Consider the following 15,285-nt stretch of genomic DNA (forward strand, 5'->3'; position numbering starts at 1 on the left):
CTCTGTTAGGGGTCGCATGGCCATATGTCAACATTCAGATGCTCGTCCCCGTCATACGTGGGAACGGAGACCCATCGGTGACGGTGCCGCCGGATGTCCGATGCCCACCCCCGTGCCCGGTGTGACACGGGCGAGCCGACACGAGAGATCCGGAGGCACGCCGATGTGCCCGCACGAGCCGTCCTGTCCGTCCGCCGACGCGCTGGACCGCGAAGCCGCCCGCACCATGGCGGCCCACCCCGAGCAGGGCTGGAGCCTGCTCTGCAACGGTGTTGTGCTGTTCGAGGACACCGGCGAGCTCCTCCCCGACGGTGCCGTCATCGAGCCGCACCGGCCACTGGCCGGCGTCGTCTGAAGACCCGTCACCCCCGACCGGTCACGCTGAGCGGGTCCACCGAGCCCGGCCGCATCCTCGTGTCGAGCCACTCGGCGACCACCTCGCCCACCCTGGTGGGACTCCTCCCGAGGTCGTGACCCTCTCCCGGCAGCACCACCAGGCGCGCGGCGTCCGCCGCCTCGGGCACGCCGAACGGGTCACGGTCTCCGCTCACCACCAGCACGTCCACACCCGCCGCACGCAGCTCTCCCGCGCGTGACCGCTCCGGCTTCCTCGGCGGGTGCAGGGGGAAGGCCAGCGCGACGACCGCGTGGGCACCGACCCGCTCGGCCGTACGGCACGCGACCCTCGCCCCGTTGCTCCGCCCGCCCTGCGCCAGCGGCAGCCCCGGATAGCGCCCGCGCAACTCCGCCACCAACCTCTCCCACGCCTCGTCCTGCTTGACCGCCGACCCCGGCGCCCGGGCCCCGCGCACACGAAACGGCTGCAGCACCCGCGCGACCGTCCCGCCGATCGCCGTCACGGCGTCCCGCACGGCCAGCAGGTCCGGGGCGTCGACTCCCCCGGCCGAGCCGTGGGTGAGCACCAGCAGGAAGCGCGGGGCGGCCACCTCGTCGATCTCCACGAGGGCCGGGCCGTGCGGGGTCACGATCTCCAGGGGCCCGGCCGTGCTCGCCGGAAGCCGGGGTTCCGCGGTGGTCCGCGGGGCGGACGCCTTCGCGAGGGGGGTGGAGTCGAAGGTGGACACGAATCTCGTCCTAACGGCTGATGCCCGGCGGCCGGGGGCGAGGGAACAATCGAAGCGTGCAGGACTACCAAGATATCCGCCAGGACATGCGCGCCACCATCGAGGCCCGGCGCGACCTCGGCCCGGAGTACGAGGCCGCGCTCGTCGACTCGTTCGTGTCACGTCTCGACGCGACCATCGCCCACCGGGTGCGCGCCGAGTTGCACGCCACCGGGGCACCGGCGGCCAGGCCGCGCAGGAGCACGAACTCCTCGATCCCGATCGCCCTCGGTTCCATGGGCATCGGGATCCCGCTCACCGCCATCGCCGCGCAGAACGCCGGCACCGCCGGACTGCTGCTCGCCTGGGGCGGAATCGTCGCGATCAACTTCGCCCACGCCCTGAGCCGCTGGCGGGAGCGCGACTGACGGCGAGGGCGCCGCGGGGACGGGGAGACGCCTTTCCTGTGGTCCCCTGTGGATCCGCCACTCCCGGACAGTGTCCGGCCCGGCCTCATCGGCCCGGCGACCGCCCGACGTCCGCCCACAGGGCGACCGCCGCTCCGCGCACGGCCCCCGAAGTCACCGGACCTCAGAGATCCCGGTCGAGGCGCAGGCGGACCTCACCGGCGAGGTCCTCGTCGGCGCTGTCCAGACCGTAGCGCCACACCCGCTCGGCGTCCTCGTCGCGCCCCCTGAGCGGAAGGGTGCGCGCCAGGAGCTCGATGGCCAGCGCACCGGTCTCCACGTCTCCGCCCTCCTCGATCGCACCGGAGAACTCGGCGCAGGCCATCTCCAGATGAGCGATGCCGAGCATCACCCGCAGTCTCGGCACCTCGGCCGCATCCGGCACCGAGAGCGCCTCCAGGAGCACCTGCGCGGCCTCGGCCGGCTCGCCCTCCTCAAGGAACACCTCCGCCAGCCGCTGAGCGGCCCGAGGAGCGATCTCCGGGTCACGGGTGGCGAGCGCCTCGCGAAGCGACCGCTCGGCCTCCTCATCGCCCGTGGCGAGCCGCGCGAGGGCCATGTGCGCCAGCGGGACGTAGGCGGGGTGGCCGACACCCAGCGCGGCCTGCCAGGCGGCGCGGGCCTGCTCCGCCAGGTCCTCCCTTTCGAAGCTCCCCGCGAGCAGGCAGGCGGCCTGGGCGGCGAACTCCGGGTGCCCGGTCGCCAGCGCGGTGCGCGCGGCCGCGCGGGAGCCCGGCACGTCTCCGCTCTCCTCGAGCACCACCGCGAGCCCCACCGCCGCCTGGGCCCTGTCGGGTTCGTCGGGATCGGCGACCAGCTCAGCGAAGATCGTGGCGGCGCCGTCGAGATCGCCCGACTCGGCCAGTCTTCGCGCGGCGTCCAAGGGACGGGTGTCCACCTCAGGCATGCATGATCCTTCCGGATACGGAGACGCCCCGAGCCTAACGACTCGGGGCCTCGTCCGTCCCCCCGCATTCCCGGCGGATATCACGGTTCGCACGGGTTTCCCGGCTCTCGCGCGATGTCCACGAGGCCGGCGGGATCAGTCCTCGTACGCCTCCAGGGGAGGACAGGAGCAGACCAGGTTACGGTCGCCGTAAGCCTGGTCGATACGGCGGACCGGCGACCAGTACTTGCCCTCGCGCACCGACGGCAACGGGTAGGCCGCCTCGGTGCGGCTGTAGGGGTGGGCCCACTCGTCGACGACGAGGCTGTCGGCCGTGTGCGGGGCGTTGCGCAGCGGGTTGTCGGTCCTGTCGTACGCGCCGGAGGCGACCTTCGCGATCTCCTCGCGGATCGAGATCATCGCCTCGCAGAACCGGTCGAGTTCGGCCAGGTCCTCGCTCTCGGTCGGCTCGATCATCAGCGTTCCCGCCACGGGGAAGGACATGGTCGGGGCGTGGAAGCCGTAGTCGATGAGGCGCTTGGCCACGTCGTCGACCGTCACCCCGGTCTCCTTGGTGATCTGGCGCAGGTCGACGATGCACTCGTGGGCGACGAGGCCGCCGCGGCCGGTGTAGAGGACCGGGTAGTGGGGGCTGAGCCTGCGGGCCAGGTAGTTGGCCGACAGGATGGCCTGCTCGGTCGCCGCCTTCAGGCCGTCGGCGCCCATCATCCGGATGTAGGCCCAGGAGATGGGCAGGATGCCCGCCGAGCCGTACGGCGCGGCCGAGACCGGGCCGACCATCGTACCCTCACGCAGCGGATGGCCGGGCAGATAGTCGGCCAGGTGGGCGCGGACCGCGACCGGGCCGACGCCGGGGCCACCGCCGCCGTGCGGGATGCAGAAGGTCTTGTGCAGGTTGAGGTGGGAGACGTCCGCCCCGAACTCCCCCGGCCTGGCCAGGCCGACCAGCGCGTTGAGGTTGGCGCCGTCGACGTAGACCTGCCCGCCAGCCTCGTGCACCAGCTCGCAGATCCGGACGATCGTCTCCTCGTACACGCCGTGCGTGGACGGGTAGGTCACCATGATCGCGGCAAGCTGCTCGCGGTGCTTGTCGATCTTCGCGACGAGGTCGTCGAGGTCGACGTTGCCCTTGTCGTCGCAGGCGACCACGGCCACGCGCATGCCGGCCATGACGGCGCTCGCGGCGTTGGTGCCGTGCGCGGACGAGGGGATCAGGCAGACGTCGCGGCCCGACTCTCCGCGCGCGGTGTGGTAGGCGCGGATCGCCAGCAGCCCGGCGAACTCCCCCTGCGAGCCGGCGTTCGGCTGAAGCGACACGGCGTCGTAGCCGGTGACCTCGGCGAGCCAGCGCTCCAGCTCCCCGATCAGCTCGATGTGGCCCGCGGCCTGGTCCTCGGGCGCGTAGGGGTGCAGCCCGGCGAACTCCGGCCAGGTGATCGGCTCCATCTCGGTGGTCGCGTTGAGCTTCATGGTGCAGGAGCCCAGCGGGATCATCGACCGGTCGAGCGCGATGTCCTTGTCCTGGAGCCTTCGCAGGTAGCGCAGCATGGCCGTCTCGGAACGGTGGCTGTGGAAGACCGGGTGGGTCAGGTAGTCGCTGACCCGCGCCAGCGCGGCGGGCAGCGCGTCGTGGGCGGCGGCGTCGAGGTCGGCCAGCACGGCGCCGCTGATCTCGAAGGCGGCCAGGACCTGCTCCAGGTGGAGCGGCTCGGTCTTCTCGTCGCAGGTGACGCCCACGTGGTCGGCGTCGACCAGGCGCAGGTTGACGCCGTTCTCGCGGGCCGTGGCGACGATCTCCTCGGCGCGGCCGGGCACCCTGGCGAGCACGGTGTCGAAGAAGGTGTCGTGCACGACCTCGACACCGCCCTGGCGCAGGCCCTCGGCGAGCACGACGGCGTGCCTGTGGGTGCGCCGTCCGATCCTGCGCAGGCCCTCGGGTCCGTGGTAGACGGCGTACATGCCGGCGATCACGGCGAGCAGCACCTGCGCGGTGCAGATGTTGCTGGTGGCCTTCTCCCGGCGGATGTGCTGCTCACGGGTCTGGAGGGCGAGCCGGTACGCGGGGCGTTTGTCGGCGTCCTGGGAGACGCCCACCAGGCGGCCCGGCAGCTGGCGCTGGAGACCGTCGCGGACCGCCATGTAGGCGGCGTGGGGGCCACCGAAGCCGAGGGGGACGCCGAAGCGTTGCGAGGACCCGACGGCGATGTCGGCGCCGAGCTCGCCCGGCGCGGCCAGCAGGGTGAGGGCGAGCAGGTCGGCGGCGGCGACCACCTGGGCGCCGCGCGCGTGGGCGGCGTCGGCGACGGCGCGGAAGTCGCGGATCCTGCCGCTGGCGCCGGGATACTGCACGAGCACCCCGAAGCACTCGGGAAGCTCGGCGGTGAAGTCGCTCTCGACCAGTTCGATGCCGAGCGGCTCGGCGCGGGTGCGCAGCACCGCCTTGGTCTGCGGCAGCGCGTCGGCGTCGACCACGAACACCTTCGAGGGGCCGCGGCCGGCGCGGCGGGCCAGGGTCATCGCCTCGGCGGCGGCGGTGGCCTCGTCGAGCAGGGAGGCACCGGCGACGTCGAGGGCGGTCAGGTCGGAGACGACGGTCTGGAAGTTGATCAGGGCCTCCAGACGGCCCTGGGAGATCTCCGGCTGGTAGGGCGTGTACGCGGTGTACCAGCCGGGGTTCTCCAGGAGGTTGCGGCGGATGACGCCCGGAGTGATCGTGTCGTGGTAGCCCAGGCCGATCATCGAGGTGAGCACGGTGTTGCGCCCGGCGAGGACTCGAAGCTCCGCGAGGGCCTCGGACTCCCCGGCCGCCGGGGGCAGGCTCAGCCGCCCCGCGGAGCGGATCGCCTCGGGCACGGCCACCGCGACCAGGTCGGCCACGGAGGCGAATCCGACCGCCTCCAGCATGCGGGTCTGGCCGGCGTCGTCCGGCCCTATGTGGCGGGTGGAGAACGGCAGGGAGCCGAGTTCGCTGAGCGATGACAGGTCGGTCATGGTGAAGCCTCCCGGGACGGGGTGGAGACCGGCGCTGGGCGCGGGCGTATGCCTGGTCTCCCCCTCTGTCATCACGACCGTCTCACGCGTCGTGACCTGAGAGCTTCACCTACCCGTGACGGGAGGCTTGCACCGTCGGTGAGTCGCACCTGGCCGGCGCGCCTGCTTTCCAGAGTTGCCTCGTCCGTGCGGTACCGGGTGCCTGAGAGATTCCGGGGAGGTTGCTCCTTCGGCGCCCCGCTCGCTGTCGGGGTCTCTCCCGCACAGGGTCAGCAGCAGTCCGAGTTTACCCGGTTCGTCGTGCTCTGCGACGGCGGGCCAGCTCATCGGCCTGATGATCGCCTAAAGGGCCCTCGCTCGACTCCGCACGTTCGCCGGGCAGATCCGCGAGGGAGCCCTCCACCTCCTGCCACACCCGTCCCAGTGCTATGCCGAAGACTCCCTGGCCGCCCTGGAGGAGGTCGATCACCTCGTCGGGCGAGGTGCACTCGTAGACGCTCACCCCGTCGCTCATCAGGGTGATCCCGGCCAGGTCGTTGACGCCCCGGTCGCGCAGGTGCTGCACGGCGATGCGGATCTGCTGGAGGGAGACGCCGGTGTCGAGGAGCCGTTTGACGACCTTGAGCACCAGGATGTCGCGAAAGCCGTAAAGGCGCTGGGAGCCGGATCCGTGGGCGGCTCTCACGGTGGGCTCGACGAGGCCGGTGCGCGCCCAGTAGTCGAGTTGCCGGTAGGTGATGCCGGCCGCGGAACAGGCCGTCGGGCCCCTGTAACCGATGTCGGCGGGCACCTTCACCGGTTGCCCGTCGAACAGCAGACCCTCTTCACCCGCGCGCTGACGTGCCGACTGGCGCCGTTTCGGGTCATCCTGATCGGCGTTTCTACCCTCGCCGCTGCTGACCGCCACGCGGACCTCCGGCTTTCTCTCATCCCACGGCCTGATCTGGGGGTTTACGCACGGCCGCAGGGTTCACATGCACCGTAGGACTGGGGCCAAGTCCAGTCAACGACCCCACTCGGCGCGTCGTGAAGCGTAAATGCACCGAAATTCCTACCCCGCGCGGCCGAAGTCCTCGGGCGTGATCGTGTCAAGGAACTCCCTGAACTTCTCCACCTCGTCCTCCTGGTCGTCGGGGATGATCACCCCCGCCTCCCGGACCACATCCTCACTCGCGAAGATACGTGCGCCGGTTCGAAGTGCCAAGGCGATCGAGTCCGAGGGACGCGCGCTCACCTCCACCCCGTTGGAGAACACGAGATCGGCGAAGAAGATGCCGTCGCGCAGAGCGACGATGTTGACCGTGCTCAGCCGGACTCCGAGCCCTTCGAGCACGTCACGGAACAGGTCATGAGTGAGCGGCCGGGGTGGTGGTTCCTCGGCCTGGGCCATGGCGATCGCCGTGGCTTCCGTCATGCCGATCCAGATAGGCAGGTAACGCTCCCCATGCGTCTCTTTCAACAAGACGATCGGCTGGTTGGAGGGCATTTCAACTCGAACGCCCACGACCTCCATCTGCAACACGGGCTGCTCCGTCTTCGCTGGATTCCGACCGGTTTGTTCAACGTAACACTCGTGGGGGTACGAGTGCCTGGTCAGGCTCTCACCGACCCAGAGCCCCACGCACGCCGGAACGCAGCAGCGAGGCGTGCAATTCCAGCAGCAGGCCGGAAATCTCCCTCGCCGTCTCGTCGGCCTGGTCGATCGCACCCGGCCCGCGACGGCGCAGCAGCGGGGCGACGGCCTGCTCCACCAGGCCCGCCTCGCGCTCGGCCGCGGCCTTGACCGCCCTCAGGTGGCGGGCGCGCAGGCCGAAGGCGGCGAGGGCTCCGACGCTGCGGGCCACGGCCAGCGCCTCGGCGTCGTAGTAGCGGGCCACCGCGGCCAGCAGGCCGTAGTCCTCAAGCTCGGCGAGGGTCTCCTCGTCGAGCTCGGCGGCGGCGATCAGCTCCTCGCGGGTGAGCCTGAGCTCGGGAGGCGCCTCGTCGGGGACGGCGCGCGGCCGGGCGGCCGGGCGCTCCTCACGATCGGCCGCCTCCAGATGATCCTTGATCACTCGCAGCGGCAGGTAGCGGTCACGCTGCTCGCTGAGGATGTAACGGAGCCGCTCGACGTCGGCGTAGCTGAACTTGCGGTAACCGGAGGGACTGCGCTCCGGCTCGATCAACCCCTCGCCCTCCAGGAAACGAATCTTGGAGATGCTGACGTCGGGGAACTCGCCCTGCAGGAGGGCGAGCACCTCCCCGATGCTCATGTGCGCACGAGCGGCCTGCGAGCTCATCATCCTCCAGCGGCGCCGCGGGTGAGGAAGACGAGGCGGAACTTGCCGATCTGCACCTCGTCCCCGCCGTACAGCGGGACCTCCTCGATGCGCTCGCGGTTCACGTACGTGCCGTTGAGGCTGCCGACGTCACGGACGGTGAAGACCCCGCCGCCGCGCCGGTAGAACTCCACGTGACGGCGCGAGACCGTGATGTCGTCGAGGAAGATGTCGCTCTCCGGATGGCGGCCCACGGTGGTGAGATCGCTGTCGAGCAGGAACCGGCTGCCGGCGTTGGGGCCGCGCATCGCGACCAGCAACGCGGTGCCCGGGGGCAACTGCTCGACGGCCTGCCGTTCGGCGAGAAGCGTCTCACCTGTCTCCGCCTCATATGCCTCGATCCCGGAGAGGGAGATCGTCGATGTGCTGTCTCCGGCGGTCTCGGCTTTGGTAAGCGGCGACCCGCATCGTGAACAGAAACGGGCATCCTCAGGGTTGGCATGACCGCACTGCGTGCAGTAGACGCTCGGCATCGATCGGCTCGGCCTCCTACCGCGAAGACGCGGCAACGGTGCTCAGTGATGCGCGCCTCGCTTCTTCGCTTCTCAAGTGTTTTCTCGGACTGCGAATGCCGCAACATACAGTGATGAGGCGCGAAGGTCAAGGTTGACGCTGAACCGCGGGTACGGTCGGTGACAAAGTTACAGTGGGGCACTGTCTCCGGTCCATGGCGCCGCGCTGTGTTTTGTCGCGACCCCTCGCCCCCGAGCGCTCATCCTCCTCCCTTCCCGTCCGGCTTTCCCGTTCCGCTCGGCTCACGCCCCTCCCTTCGCCCCCTCTCCCCCGGCTCCCCCGGTGTCCGGTTGGGCCCACCTGAGCCCGTCTGTGCCCCTCAGCCGCCCGCGGCGTCCTCGACCACCCGCGCCCAGTGCTCGATCAGGGTCTGCGCGGAGTCGACGTCGAAGCCCTCGGCCCACAGGTGGGTGACCGCCTCCGTCGGGTCGGGCAGCACCAGGGCCCAGCTGCCGTCCTCGGCGACGACCCGGACCCCGTCGGTGGTGTCGATGCGGTAGTGCTCGGCGGCCTCGATGACCGAGCGCATCACCGCGCCCTTGGCGGCCCACGGGGTCGGCACGGTCCGGCGCAGCAGCTTGGCCTCGGGGATCCTGGCGTCGATCTGGCTGAGCGAGAGCCTGGTCCTGGCGACCAGGCCCAGCAGGCGCAGGAACACCGCCAGGCCGTCCACCGTGGGCCCGAACTCGGGCACGATGAAACCGCCGCGCCCGTCGGCCGCGAAGATCGTCTCCTGCCCTCTGGCCGCGGTGGTCAGCGCGTCGATCGCGGTGGAGGTCCACTCGGCCTGCACGCCGTGGAACCTGCAGACCTGCTCCGCCACCCGGGTGGTGGTGACCGGCAGCGCCACCCTGCCGCCGCGCCGCTCGGCGGCGACCAGGTCGAGCACGACCAGCAGGGCGCGCTCCTCGCTGATCAGCTGGCCCATCTCGTCCACCAGCGCGACCCGCTCCCCCACCGGGTCGAAGCGCACCCCGAAGGCCGCCCTGGAGGAGCTGACGAGCTCTGAGAGGCGCTGCAGATCGCGGCGGCGCTCGGCGAGGGTCTCGGTGGGCGAGGCGTCGTCCAGCCGGTTGTTGACGGTCAGCACGTCCACCCCGACCCGGCCCAGCAGGCTGGGCAGCACCAGCGAGGAGGTGCCTCCCGCGCAGTCGACCACGACCTTCATGTCGACGTCGCGCACCCCGCTGATGTCGACCAGACGCAGCAGCTCGTGCGTGTAGTCCTCCACCGCCCTGGCCGGAAAGCTCAGCTCGGCGATCTCTCCGGGGAAGGCGCGGCGGAACTCCTGCCGGGAGAAGACCCGGTCCAGCTTGCGCTGGGCCGCCGGGGACAGGTCCGCGCCGTGCTCGTCCATGAAGACGATGTCGACGCTCTGCGGGTCGCCGGGGGTGGTGCGCAGCGCGATGCCGCCGACGGCGTTCTCCCTGGCGGTGTGGAAGCGGGCCACCGGGAGCGGGGACGCCTCCAGGTCGAGCACGTTGATCGCGCTCGCGTTCAGGGCGCTGATCACCGCCCGCTTCAGTGCCCGCGCGGCACGGGAGGAGTCGCGGGAGGTGATGACCGAGGCGCCCTTCTTCAGGGTGGTGGCGTACGCGCTGGCCAGCCGTACGCACAACTCGGGGGTGATCTCCACGTTAACCAGCCCCGACACCCCCCGGGGGCCGAACAGGTTGCGCTGGGCGCGCGGCTCCCAGATGACGCTGTTGTTGATCACCGCCCCGGCCTCGATGGTCTTGAACGGGTAGATCTTGACGCCGGAGGAGATGTACGCCTCGGCCTCGATGATGCACTCGTCTCCGACGACGGCGCCCTCCTCGACCCTGGCCGCGGTCATCAGGTCGGTGTTCTTGCCGATCACGCAACCGCGCAGGTGGGCGCTGGGCCCGACGTAGACGTTGTCGTGGACGACCGCGCGGTGCAGGAAGGCTCCCTCCCTGACCACCGCGTTGCTGCCGAGCACGGTGTACTCGCGCAGCTCGGCCCCCGCCTCGACCTTGGCGTAGTCGCCGATGTAGAGGGGGCCCTTGAGGACGGCGTCGGCGTCGACCGAGGCCCCCTCGGCCACCCAGACGCCCGGCGAGACCTCGAAGGCGTCGATGTCGACCTTGACCCGCCCCGACAGGACGTCGGCCTGGGCCTTGAGGTAGCTCTCGTGGGTGCCCACGTCCTCCCAGTAGCCGTCGGCCACGTAGCCGTACAGCGGGGCGCCGCGCTCCAGCAGCCTGGGGAACACGTCGCCCGACCAGTCGACGGACTCCCCGGCCGCGATCTCGTCGAGGACCTCGGGCTCCATCACGTAGATGCCGGTGTTGGCGGTGTCGGAGAAGACCTGGCCCCAGGTCGGCTTCTCCAGGAAGCGCTCCACCCTGCCCTGGTCGTCGACGATGACGATGCCGAACTCCAGCGGGTTGGGGACGCGCTTGAGCCCGATCGTGACCATCGCGCCGTTCTCGCGGTGGAAGCGGATCATGTCACTCAGGTCGATGTCGGTCAGCGCGTCGCCGGAGATGACCAGGAAGCGGTCGTCACGGAGCCGGTCGGCGGCGTTCTTGACGCTGCCCGCGGTGCCGAGCGGCGTGTCCTCGGTGGCGTAGTGCAGGCTCATGCCGAGCTCGTCGCCGTCGCCGAAGTAGTTTCTGACCAGAGCCGCCAGGAACTGCACGGTGACCACCGTCTCGGTGAAACCGTGCCGTTTCAGCAGGCGGAGCACATGCTCCATGATCGGCCGATTGATCACGGGCAGGAGAGGCTTGGGCTGGTTCGCGGTCATCGGCCGGAGCCGTGTCCCTTCCCCGCCCGCCATGACGACGGCCTTCACAGATCACCTCTTAAGGCGTTTGGCCTCGCTGGTCAGCTGACGCACCTGTACCCAATACAGCACTCCGGACCACCAGTACAGACCTGTGCCCCAGATGGCGAGGGACCAGCCGACGATCCCCGCCGCCTCGGCGTACCAGGAGGGGTGATGGGCCAGGAAGAGCAGGGGGAAGGCGTAGAGCAGGTTCGCGGTGGCGGCCTTGCCGAGGAAGTGCACGGGCAGTGCCGGGCCGTATCCGAGACGGCGCAGGATGAGCGGGATGCCCAGCAGCATCACGTCGCGCAGCGGGATGGCGAGCGCCAGCCACCAGGGGATGATCTCGCGCATGGCGAGGCCGAACAGGGTGGCCAGGATGTAGAGCCGGTCGGCCAGCGGGTCGAGCAGGCGGCCGAGCCTGCTGGTCTGGTTCCAGGCACGGGCGATCTTGCCGTCGAGCCAGTCGGAGAATCCGGCCAGCATGAGCAGGGCGACGGCCCAGCCGTCGGCCTTCGGCCCCAGCACGAGCCAGAGGAAGACCGGCACCCCCAGGAGCCTGGCCAGGCTCAGCGCGTTGGGAACCGTCCAAATTCGATCTTCAGCCCCCGATTCTTCCGGACCCACCGGCTGAACTCCCTCCCCGCACCTGATGGTGACACTACTGTGTCCGGCGCCACCAAGGGGATGCGGGGAGGGCGCACGTCTCAGGACCGGCGCTCGGCGGCGCGGGGCGACCACGCCCAGATGAGCACCGCCACGGTCAGTCCGAACAGGGCGAGACCGCTGGGCACGTGGGTGCCGAGCACGTCCCAGCTGAAGTGCTGGCCCATGCCGATCAGGAACAGGCCGAGACTGGCCAGCGCGGGCCAGCCCGCCCCCCGTCCCGGACGCCAGACCAGCACGGCCGCGACGATCTGCAGCAGGGCGATCAGGTGCACCACCATCCCGGCCATGACGTGGGTCTCGCCGAGTTCTCCCCCGCCCTGTACGGCCTGGCCCGCGAACGAGGCGGCGACGACGAGTCCGGCGGCCTGGGCGACGACGAGGACGCGGACGCCGTACAGCAGGCCCGTGGATACCTGACGGCCCCGCGTCGGATCGGGCTGGGTGACGACCTCCTGCATGAGATGTGTCCTTCCTCAGATGAAAGATGAAAAGCGAGTGGTTCGAAGCACATCGTGACCGCGGAGACACGGCCGGGTCGTCAGCCTGGGGAATGACCTACGGATCCACCGCCTGGCGGATTCCCCTACGCTTCAGACCATGACCAATGACACCGCGCTCTTTCTGGGACAGTGGCTCCGCTCGCCGGGCACCGTCGGAGCGGTGGCGCCGAGCTCGCGGCGGCTCGCCGAGGCGGTGGCCTCGCCCGTTCCCCTCCGGGGAGATCCGGTGATCGTCGAGCTCGGCCCCGGCACCGGCGCGTTCACGGCGGAGATCCAGCGCCGGCTGGGCGGCCGGGGACACCACATGGCCGTCGAGATCAACCCGAGGCTGGCCGAGTTCCTCGCCGCGGGAAACCCCGGGGTGGACGTCGTGGTCGACGACGCGGCGCGGCTGCCGCAGCTGCTCCAGGAGCGCGGCCTGTCCAAGGCCGACGCAATCGTGAGCGGGCTGCCGTGGGCCGCCTTCTCCGCGGACACACAGGCCCGCCTGCTGGAGGCGGTCACCGCGATCATGGGCACGCACACGGCCTTCACCACCTTCGCGTACAGCTTCGCCAAGCGCCTTCCTCCCGCGCGGCGCTTCAGGAAGCGTCTCGCCGACACCTTCGAGGAGGTCGTCGTGGGCCGGACGGTGTGGGGGAACGTGCCGCCGGCCTTCGTCTACCACGCGCGCAGGCCGCGCCTTCCCGCCTCGGAATCCTGAGTCAGCAGAGCCGACGGAGCCGCAGACTCACACTTCCGCGGCAGTCCCCCCGCCGAGAACGATGGAGTTGATCATCGTGGACTTCACCCTCCCCGAGAGCGCCCTCGCCGTGCAGCGCGGCATCGGCGACATCTGCGCGCGCTACGACCTGGACTACTGGCAGCGGTGCGAGAGCGAGAAGCGCTGGCCGGAGGAGGTCTGGCAGGACCTGGCGAAGGGCGGCTGGCTCGGCCTGGCCGTGCCCGAGGAGTACGGCGGCGGCGGGCAGGGCCTGCTGGAGCTGGCCGTGGCCACCGAGACCCTGTCGGCCTCCGGCTCGGCGGGCGGCTCGGCGTTCACCTACGTGCTCACCCCCGGGTTCGGCGCCATGACCCTCGCCAGGCACGGCAGCGCCCGGCAGCGTGAGGAGCTGCTGCCCAGGCTGGCCACCGGCGAGCTGGAGACCTGCTTCGCCCTGACCGAGCCCGACGCCGGGTCCAACGCCCTTGGCATCTCCACCTTCGCCCGCCGCGACGGTGCGGAGTTCGTCGTCCAGGGCCAGAAGATCTGGATCACCGGGGTGCAGCGGGCGACCTGGATGCTCCTCGTGACCCGGACCATCCCGGCCGCCGAGGCCAGTCCTCGCTCCAACGGCCTGACCGTCCTGCTGGTGAACGTCCCCGAGGCGGTCGCCGCCGGGCAGCTGTCCTTCCGGCCGATCCCGAAGATGGGCGCGAACACCACCCCGTCCAACATGGTCTTCATCGACGATCTGCGGGTCCCCGAGAGGAACGTCGTCGGCGAGGTCGACCAGGGCGCGCTGGTGCTGTGGGACATCCTCAACCCCGAGCGCGTCCTGCTGGCCGCCTCCGCCCTCGGCGGCGCCGAGGTGGCGCTGGGGGTGGCCGTGCGGTACGCCAAGGAGCGCGAGGTCTTCGGCCGCCCGATCGGCGCCAACCAGGCCATCGCCTTCCCCCTCGCCCAGGTCAAGGCCAAGATCGAGCTGGCCAGGCTGATGCTCTACAAGGCCGCGTGGCTGTTCGACAGGCAGCTGCCCTGCGGCACCGAGGCCAACATCGCCAAACTGACCGCCTCGCAGGCCGCGTGGGAGGCGGCCGACCACGCCTTCCAGACGCATGGCGGCATGGCCTACTCGCTGGAGTATCCGGTGGCCCGCCTGCTGGCCGACGCCCGCATCGGCAGGGTGGCCCCCGTCACCGAGGAGCTCCTGCTCAACTATCTGGCCACCCAGGTGCTCGGGCTGCCCAGGAGTTTCTGACCGGGTCGCGGACGCTCCCGCCGCATGGGGGCAGGGGCGGCGCCGCTCACCGGAATGCCTCCGCGAGACGGGCCGCGGCGTACTCGCGCGCCTCGGTCGCCTGGTCGAAGAAGCCCGGCAGGCCGAAGAAACCGTGGATGGCCCCCTCGTACCTCCTCACCTCGACCGGCACTCCGGCCTCGGCGAGCTGGGCGGCGTACTCCTCGCCCTCGTCGCAGAGCGGGTCGCACTCGGCGACGATCACCGTCGCCGGAGCCAGGCCGGACTTGTCGGCCAGCCGGGCCGGGGCGAGCCGGGGGTCGGCCGGGTCGCCTCCGTACTGCGTGACGAACCAGGCCATCTCATCGGCCCCGAGCCCGAATCCGGTGGCGTAGGTGCGGTAGCTCTCGGTGTCCATGGCCACGTCGGTCACCGGGTAGACAAGCAGCTGGTGGGCGAGCCCGAGCCCGGCGTCCCTGGCCCGCCAGGCGGCGACGGCCGCGACGTTGCCCCCGGCGCTGTCGCCGCAGACCGCGATGCGCCCGGGGTCGGCCCCGTAGGCGCCGGGACGGGCGAAGAGGTCCTGGACAACGCTCCACGCGTCGTCGGCCGCCGCGGGAAAGGGATGGTGGGGCGCGAGCCGGTAGTCGACCGAGATCACGACCGCCCCGTTGCGTACCGCGAGGTCGCGGCCGAGCGCGTCGTTGCGCTCGACGCTTCCGAAGACCCAGCCTCCGCCGTGGAAGTAGACGAGCGCGGGGAGAGGGGCGTCGCCCTCCCGGGGCCGGTAGACGCGGACCGGCACCCCCGCGGCGACATCGTCCCTCACCATCGGCAGGGGAATGATCGGACCGCGCTGCTCGGCGAAGGCGTCGAGGGTCCGCAGCTCGGCGATCGTTTCGGGGGTGAGAGTGGAGAGAGGGGCACCGAGGTCTGTCTGGAAGAGCTTCAGGTAGGCCTCGGCCTGCGGGTGCAACGGCATGATCGGCACCCTACCCGCGTCGTCCCCGGCACGGCGGGACCCGGGCGCGGCGGCGGCGCGCGTCAGCGGCGCGTCGCATCGCCCGTTCTCGCGGGTGACGTCCGCGCGACGGCGTCGGGAACGACCGGCACACCGGGGCG

15 protein-coding genes and 1 riboswitch are annotated in these 15,285 nt (G+C 70.9%); of the genes, 4 read left to right on the forward strand and 11 right to left on the reverse strand.

The annotated features are described in order from the left end of the window. Window positions 1-163: 163 nt before the first annotated feature. Window positions 164-355: a DUF5999 family protein gene (locus ACFY3V_RS20315; protein ID WP_307558872.1), complete on the forward strand. Its 192-nt coding sequence runs from the start codon at window positions 164-166 to the stop codon at window positions 353-355. Window positions 356-362: 7 nt separating this feature from the next. On the opposite strand, the gene ACFY3V_RS20320 is transcribed toward ACFY3V_RS20315, so the two are convergent. Next, window positions 363-995: an alpha/beta family hydrolase gene (locus ACFY3V_RS20320; protein WP_389775310.1), complete on the reverse strand. Its 633-nt coding sequence runs from the start codon at window positions 993-995 to the stop codon at window positions 363-365. Between the two features lie 146 nt (window positions 996-1,141). Here ACFY3V_RS20320 and ACFY3V_RS20325 point away from each other — a divergent pair, with 146 nt between their 5' ends. Continuing rightward, window positions 1,142-1,492, forward strand: coding sequence for a hypothetical protein (locus ACFY3V_RS20325; protein ID WP_350947153.1), 351 nt, complete (start codon window positions 1,142-1,144; stop codon window positions 1,490-1,492). A gap of 163 nt (window positions 1,493-1,655) precedes the next feature. On the opposite strand, the gene ACFY3V_RS20330 is transcribed toward ACFY3V_RS20325, so the two are convergent. The 9 genes from ACFY3V_RS20330 to ACFY3V_RS20370 form a co-directional block, all read right to left on the reverse strand. Further along, window positions 1,656-2,438 (reverse strand): tetratricopeptide repeat protein, encoded by a 783-nt coding sequence (locus ACFY3V_RS20330; protein WP_389775245.1) that lies wholly within the window; start codon window positions 2,436-2,438, stop codon window positions 1,656-1,658. A gap of 135 nt (window positions 2,439-2,573) precedes the next feature. Continuing rightward, window positions 2,574-5,429: an aminomethyl-transferring glycine dehydrogenase gene (gene gcvP / locus ACFY3V_RS20335; protein WP_362901241.1), complete on the reverse strand. Its 2,856-nt coding sequence runs from the start codon at window positions 5,427-5,429 to the stop codon at window positions 2,574-2,576. Between the two features lie 179 nt (window positions 5,430-5,608). Continuing rightward, a riboswitch (glycine riboswitch) is annotated at window positions 5,609-5,701 on the reverse strand. A 14-nt stretch (window positions 5,702-5,715) separates the two neighbouring features. Next, entirely contained in the window at window positions 5,716-6,336 is a 621-nt protein-coding gene (locus tag ACFY3V_RS20340) for a MerR family transcriptional regulator (protein ID WP_350947150.1), read from the reverse strand. A gap of 144 nt (window positions 6,337-6,480) precedes the next feature. After that, window positions 6,481-6,951, reverse strand: coding sequence for a bifunctional nuclease family protein (locus tag ACFY3V_RS20345; RefSeq protein ID WP_326639501.1), 471 nt, complete (start codon window positions 6,949-6,951; stop codon window positions 6,481-6,483). A 79-nt stretch (window positions 6,952-7,030) separates the two neighbouring features. Further along, window positions 7,031-7,681: a MerR family transcriptional regulator gene (locus ACFY3V_RS20350; protein WP_386205217.1), complete on the reverse strand. Its 651-nt coding sequence runs from the start codon at window positions 7,679-7,681 to the stop codon at window positions 7,031-7,033. A gap of 26 nt (window positions 7,682-7,707) precedes the next feature. Next, a complete protein-coding gene (locus ACFY3V_RS20355) occupies window positions 7,708-8,220 on the reverse strand; it encodes an FHA domain-containing protein (protein ID WP_350947148.1) in 513 nt (170 codons plus the stop codon). Window positions 8,221-8,579: 359 nt separating this feature from the next. Next, window positions 8,580-11,081, reverse strand: a complete 2,502-nt coding sequence (locus tag ACFY3V_RS20360) for a mannose-1-phosphate guanyltransferase (protein ID WP_362901238.1) — start codon at window positions 11,079-11,081, stop codon at window positions 8,580-8,582. Between the two features lie 3 nt (window positions 11,082-11,084). Then, complete coding sequence (locus ACFY3V_RS20365) at window positions 11,085-11,681, reverse strand: CDP-alcohol phosphatidyltransferase family protein (RefSeq protein ID WP_350947146.1); 597 nt, start codon at window positions 11,679-11,681, stop codon at window positions 11,085-11,087. 80 nt (window positions 11,682-11,761) lie between these two features. Next, complete coding sequence (locus ACFY3V_RS20370) at window positions 11,762-12,181, reverse strand: hypothetical protein (protein ID WP_389775253.1); 420 nt, start codon at window positions 12,179-12,181, stop codon at window positions 11,762-11,764. A 139-nt stretch (window positions 12,182-12,320) separates the two neighbouring features. On the opposite strand from ACFY3V_RS20370, the gene ACFY3V_RS20375 reads away from it, so the two are divergent. Both ACFY3V_RS20375 and ACFY3V_RS20380 read left to right on the forward strand, forming a co-directional pair. After that, complete coding sequence (locus ACFY3V_RS20375; RefSeq protein ID WP_362901232.1) at window positions 12,321-12,926, forward strand: rRNA adenine N-6-methyltransferase family protein; 606 nt, start codon at window positions 12,321-12,323, stop codon at window positions 12,924-12,926. 76 nt (window positions 12,927-13,002) lie between these two features. Further along, window positions 13,003-14,184, forward strand: a complete 1,182-nt coding sequence (locus tag ACFY3V_RS20380; RefSeq protein WP_362901230.1) for an acyl-CoA dehydrogenase family protein — start codon at window positions 13,003-13,005, stop codon at window positions 14,182-14,184. A 46-nt stretch (window positions 14,185-14,230) separates the two neighbouring features. Here ACFY3V_RS20380 and ACFY3V_RS20385 read toward each other — a convergent pair whose 3' ends face one another. Next, a complete protein-coding gene (locus tag ACFY3V_RS20385) occupies window positions 14,231-15,145 on the reverse strand; it encodes an alpha/beta hydrolase (RefSeq protein WP_389775258.1) in 915 nt (304 codons plus the stop codon). Window positions 15,146-15,285 lie beyond the last annotated feature (140 nt).

Source organism: Streptosporangium sp. NPDC000095 (assembly GCF_042899335.1).
GTDB lineage: Bacteria > Actinomycetota > Actinomycetes > Streptosporangiales > Streptosporangiaceae > Streptosporangium.

Bases quoted from the DNA above. Each gene is read 5' to 3' on its own strand.
- ACFY3V_RS20370 (WP_389775253.1), bottom strand. From the start codon at position 12,181: ATGCAGGAGGTCGTCACCCAGCCCGATCCGACGCGGGGCCGTCAGGTA.
- gcvP (WP_362901241.1), bottom strand. From the start codon at position 5,429: ATGACCGACCTGTCATCGCTCAGCGAACTCGGCTCCCTGCCGTTCTCC.
- ACFY3V_RS20375 (WP_362901232.1), top strand. From the start codon at position 12,321: ATGACCAATGACACCGCGCTCTTTCTGGGACAGTGGCTCCGCTCGCCG.
- ACFY3V_RS20350 (WP_386205217.1), bottom strand. From the start codon at position 7,681: ATGAGCATCGGGGAGGTGCTCGCCCTCCTGCAGGGCGAGTTCCCCGAC.
- ACFY3V_RS20330 (WP_389775245.1), bottom strand. From the start codon at position 2,438: ATGCCTGAGGTGGACACCCGTCCCTTGGACGCCGCGCGAAGACTGGCC.
- ACFY3V_RS20355 (WP_350947148.1), bottom strand. From the start codon at position 8,220: ATGCCGAGCGTCTACTGCACGCAGTGCGGTCATGCCAACCCTGAGGAT.
- ACFY3V_RS20315 (WP_307558872.1), top strand. From the start codon at position 164: ATGTGCCCGCACGAGCCGTCCTGTCCGTCCGCCGACGCGCTGGACCGC.
- ACFY3V_RS20385 (WP_389775258.1), bottom strand. From the start codon at position 15,145: ATGCCGTTGCACCCGCAGGCCGAGGCCTACCTGAAGCTCTTCCAGACA.